This is a genomic window from Bacillus sp. 220_BSPC (assembly GCF_001054655.1).
GTDB classification, from domain to species: Bacteria; Bacillota; Bacilli; order Bacillales; family DSM-1321; genus Peribacillus; species Peribacillus frigoritolerans.
The window spans coordinates 1-5,239 of the sequence record NZ_JVPL01000119.1 but is presented as its reverse complement, the minus strand read 5'-3'; the positions used below and the strand labels follow the sequence as shown (position 1 = coordinate 5,239).

The window sequence follows — 5,239 nt, the reverse complement described above, 5'->3', positions numbered from 1 at the left end:
TATTATTGTAGACACCCTTTTAGGGTGTCTTTTTAGTATTAGGGGGTACTTTTCACCAAAAACAAAAGTTAGTTACAGGAAAAATGCTTTAGCTCTTTCACTCCTGCAAAAGAGTTGAAAATCTTAAGTTAGATGGTAGTGGGCTTTGACTTAGAGTTTTTGATAGATTAAAAACTTACTAATGTTACAATATAATAAAAAGAATATTAGGAGATGGTCTTTTGGGCTTTTTTGATAGAAAAATGAAAGAATACTCAGTTAAAACACAAGAAATAATAATAAATTCTATTGATATTTTTAGTAAGTCTCTTATACAAAAGCCTGGATATGATTTTTTGAGAGGAAATCAAACTGATTTCTTAAAGCAATGGGAAAGTAGGAGAAATGTTAGGGATATAGTTGGATTGATGGATACGGGGTCTGGGAAAACTTTAACTGGATTATTAATGCTATATTCTAAACTTAAAGAAGGAGTTGGACCAGCAGTTTATTTATGTCCAGATAACCAACTAGTGGAGCAAGTTTATCAGCAAGCTTCTTTATATGGCATACCTGTCTGTAAGTTTGAGCAGACAACAGGCTATCAACAATTTCCATTGGAATTTGAGAATAGTGAAGCCATCTTAATAACAAATTTTGATAAATTATTTAATGGAAGATCTGTCTTTGGTGTCATAGGAAATGATAGAGAAATAAAAGAAATCGGGGCCTTGTTAATAGATGATGCTCACGAATGTGTAAAAAAGGCTAGACAAAAAGCATCAATTAAGATTAATAGATATGAAAATGAAAAATTATTTGTAGATTTGGGTAACTTGTTCCTTGATGACCTTAATAAACAAGGAAGAGCAGCAGTAAATAGTATTGTAAAGGGTGAAGCTAGTGTTATTAAACAAATTCCATATTGGGATTGGAATAATAAAATATCAAGTGTAATTAAGTTGTTGGAAGAAAATAACAATAAGGAAAATAGTGATATATTTTTTAATTCAAATTTGATATTAGATGAATTGGAAAATTGCGAATGTTTTATAAGTGGTACAACTATTGAAATAACTCCATTAATGATTCCTTATTATAAAATTCCAGCGTACAATAAAGCTAAACACCGTTTTATTTTGTCTGCCACTTTGAATAATGGATATTCTTTAATTAGTGATTTAGGAGTAGATGAAAGTGCTGTTAAAAATCCTATTAAAGTAAATACAATTAACTTAGGTGAACGCTTAATACTCGCTCCTAAAAGGTATAATAAAGAGGTTACAGACGATGAAATTCGTCAGCTATGTTTTGAATATGCAAAAACCATAAATGTTGTTGTTATTGTTCCCAATAACAAAAAAAGTGAAATTTGGACCAAAATGGGAGCCGGATTATTAAATAGTGATAATGTTGTTGAAGAAATAAATAAACTAAAGGTTGAAAAAAAGGGTAGAGTTTGTGTTGTACAAAATAGATATGATGGAATGGATTTATTAGACGAAGCATGTAGATTATTAGTCATTGACGGTATGCCTACTAAAGAATCTTTAAAAGAAAAAATTGAAATGCAGTACAGAGAAAACTCAATGCTTGTAAATATGAAAAGAGCGCAGACTATTGAACAAGGATTAGGAAGAGGAGTACGTTCAGGAACAGACCATTGTGTTACGATATTAATGGGAGATGATTTATTATCCTTTATTGGAAAAAACCCAAATAAACCCTTATTTAGTCCTATTATTCAATCTCAATTAGAATTTGGAGTTAATTTAGTAGCTGGAGAAGAAGTATTAGAAAAACATATTGCAATTGATTATATGAAAGACGCAATTAAAGAATGCTTAGAGGCAACTGATTCATGGAGAACCTTTCATAAGCAATTAGTTAATTCTGCTGACAATGAATATCAAAGTAGTAATTTTAATGATTTACTTGAGTTGTCAGTGTTAGAAAATATGTTATTTGAAGCAAAACGTAAAGAAGACTTATCATCTATTGATAATTTCATGAGAAAAATATTGACTATAGTTTCAAAAAGTAAGGATGAGGGATGGTATTATCAACTATACGCACAATTAATACATTCTATGGATTCTACCAGAGCTAGTGACTTACAAATAAAAGCGAAAGAATTAAATGCAAGTTTACTAAAACCTCTAAATTTTGTTAGAAGTAGAAAAGTAAAAAATTATGGTAGTCAGATACCTAATTTCAAAAGAAAAGTAGCTGAATTTGATAGAGGAACAGATTTAGTAATTTACGTAAATGACCTACTCTCAACATTAGAATATTCTCCTAACATATTATATAAAGACTTCGAGTCATCCGTTCGAAAATTAGGGGAATTTTTAGGGTTTGAATCTACATGTCCAGATAGCGAAGATAATGATGGACCAGATAATTTTTGGAGAACGGAGAATTTTGATTTTGTTATTGAGTGTAAAAATAACAGTTTAAATAACATTAGTAGAGATGAAGCTAATCAGATGACTGCCTCAATAAGATGGTACAAAGAATTATATACTGAAAATGAAAGAATGGTTGGAGTAATTCTTCATAAAAGTAATATAGTTGCTCAGGATTCGCATATTAATAATGAATTTTCAGTAATTGATTTAGAAAAACTAAGTTTATTAAAGAATAATTTACAAAAACTGATTGGAGAACTTTCATATAAATCTCCTAATTCCTGGACTGAGAGAGAGTTAGAAGGGAAATTAAGAAAGTATTATCTTACTGATAATACTTTTAAACAAAAGTATATAAGAAATATAAGAAGATGATATTCTTTTTAATAATTTTGTAGTGGTAAGAGAGTTGGTAATACCTTTTAAAGATATGGGTTAATATTTATTAATCAATATTGCCTTCCCCATATAAAAACCTAATTGGATAAATTGTAAAAGACACTCAAAAATGGGTGTCTTTTTTGCTTATTGGGAGCATCTTATCACTAAATACAATGATTTAAAGATTGAATTGTGTAGGAGCTGTTACACTCCTGCAATCGGAAACGTTTTATAGTTTCTAAACACATGTTGGATGGTTCTACCCTTGCAGTAGTCCGTTCCTTACCCTACATTTAGCCAGAATATTACAAAGTAATAGAAATAAGATATGACAACTATATCTAAAGCTGCGTTTTATTGTGAGAAAAAAAGAGGAAAATGAAATAGAAGCACTCGCATCTTATTTTTAGTGCTTTATAGGGGGAGTTTACCTCATTCCTAACATTAGTTTTTCTAAAAGAAGGTCATAATACATCTACTTTCATCAATAATGGGTGATAAAGGTATTGATAATGGTATAATTATGTAAAAGAAAATTAGTCTTAGATTTTAATTATATTTATTCTTAACGGTAGGAGTGTTTATCTAGTGGACTTGAAAATTAGTATTGAACAAGATTTGTGGGAAGCTATAGAGAAAAATTATGAAAATGAAAGTTACTCTAGTGCTATTTTAGATGCCATGCATTTATTAACAGATACTATTAGAAATAAAACTGGTTTAGAAGGTGACGGTTCTAGTTTAATAGGACAAGCTTTTGGAGGTGAAAATCCTAAGGTGCAACTAAATAAATTACAAACTGAATCAGAAAAGAATGTACAAAAGGGGATACAAGAAATACTTAGGGGCTTGTATACTGCGATTCGAAATCCAAGAAGTCATGATAAGTCTAGCGATTCAAAAGAAGAAGCAGATTCTATAATATATTTTATTGGTTATTTATTGAAAATTATTGATAAATCAAAAGTGAATTTTGAAGAAGCAACATTTTTAACAAGGGTATTCGATAAGCATTACGTAAGAAATGAAGAATATTCAGTTTTACTGGTGAATGAAATCCCCAAACGTAAGAGAGCAAATATTGCTATATCTGTAATTTTGGAACGTAATAAAGGTAATATATATAATCTAAGATATTTTATGGATGCTCTTTTTGAAAAATTTGAAGCCAGTGATATATTTCAGGTGTATAAAGTAGTTAGTGAAGAATTAAAGTATAAAAATTTGGATGAAGATATACACTCATTTTTACATATACTACCACCAAAATATTGGGATAGGGTTGAAAAAGTTGTGAAAATGAGAATAGAGAGTATGTTACTTGAAAATGTAAAGTCGGGTAAATATGATGCTTCAAATAATAAGTGTAGATTTGGTGCAATTGGGACTTGGATTGAAACAGAACATTTAATGAAATTTGAAGATATTAATAATTGGACATATGCGTTAGTGAATAAAATCAAAGGAGGTGATGAAGAAGAAATAAAATATGTAGAAAACCACTTTTGGAATAAAATTTGTAAAGTAAATAACGAAGATATAGATTATTGGCTTTATTATTACATTAGTGAGGGACTAAAAAATAAAGATGAGAAAATAGTAGAAAAATTGAGATACGAAATACAATGCGAAGAAAACCATCCGTGGTGGAAAGTCTTTGAAGAACAATTAAAGGATTTCCCCGAGGTAAAATATGTAGAACTTCCATTTTAAATAAGTATGTATCTAGTTAGCAAACGTACCATAGGTTAAGGTGGGTTTTCATATTTTTTTATAGTGAGGAGGGAGAACGCACTTTCTTGACTACTTTACAGTTTTTATTCACTACTTTATTATTTAAAAATAAACATTAAAATGTGAAGTAGTCTATAATCTTAAAATACTCGTTATACGTGATTATATCCATAACTTGCTGCAATGTTCTTAACAACAGAAGCAGTTGTTGATAAATCTGGAAGTGCTATGCCATTTAAGTTCTATTATGAGAAAGTGAATGAGGGTTCGTTTTATCATTATAGACTGTTTAAAGATAATTAAAAGTCCATCAACTTAGTTTGTACTGTCCTATTGACAGAGTTGGGTCATAGGTTCAAGATTCTTTAGTATTAATAAAAGAAGTTCCTTAATTTTCAGGAACTTCTTTTTGTTTTAAATGAGTTGAATAGAAACCTTATTCACAACTTTAAGACCGTTTTTTAGTTTTATTAATTACAGGAGCGGTCACATTTTTGGTCACTAGTAAAGTCATAAATGCTTTAATGATGCGTGTTTAGACGTCATATCAGCGGTCACTAATGCGGTCACTAAACCTGTTAAAATCGCCTCATTACACAATTTTTGGGTTAAAAGCCCTCAACAACTCAAACCTTCCTACTAATCCGCTCTACAATCTCCATCAAATCATCCGGTTTATAAAATTCAATCGGCGAAACGCCTTTATCGAACTCTATTGTATTGGATTCTATCAT

Annotated in this window: 3 protein-coding genes; 2 read left to right on the top strand and 1 reads right to left on the bottom strand. The window is 29.9% G+C overall.

Annotated features, from left to right (window positions below; genetic code table 11):
• The first annotated feature begins 221 nt into the window (after positions 1-221).
• Both ADA55_RS07720 and ADA55_RS07715 read left to right on the top strand, forming a co-directional pair.
• The gene (locus ADA55_RS07720) at positions 222-2,765 is read left to right on the top strand and encodes a DEAD/DEAH box helicase (RefSeq protein WP_048681580.1); all 2,544 of its coding nucleotides are present in this window, start codon (positions 222-224) and stop codon (positions 2,763-2,765) included.
• Between the two features lie 594 nt (positions 2,766-3,359).
• Positions 3,360-4,484, top strand: a complete 1,125-nt coding sequence (locus ADA55_RS07715; RefSeq protein ID WP_048681577.1) for a TIGR02391 family protein — start codon at positions 3,360-3,362, stop codon at positions 4,482-4,484.
• A gap of 647 nt (positions 4,485-5,131) precedes the next feature.
• Here the strand turns inward: ADA55_RS07715 and ADA55_RS29250 are convergent.
• Positions 5,132-5,239, bottom strand: a complete 108-nt coding sequence (locus tag ADA55_RS29250; protein WP_153246108.1) for a DUF3898 domain-containing protein — start codon at positions 5,237-5,239, stop codon at positions 5,132-5,134.

Coding starts and splice junctions, on each gene's coding strand:
- ADA55_RS29250 (WP_153246108.1), bottom strand. CDS start 5,239: ATGATAGAATCCAATACAATAGAGTTCGATAAAGGCGTTTCGCCGATT.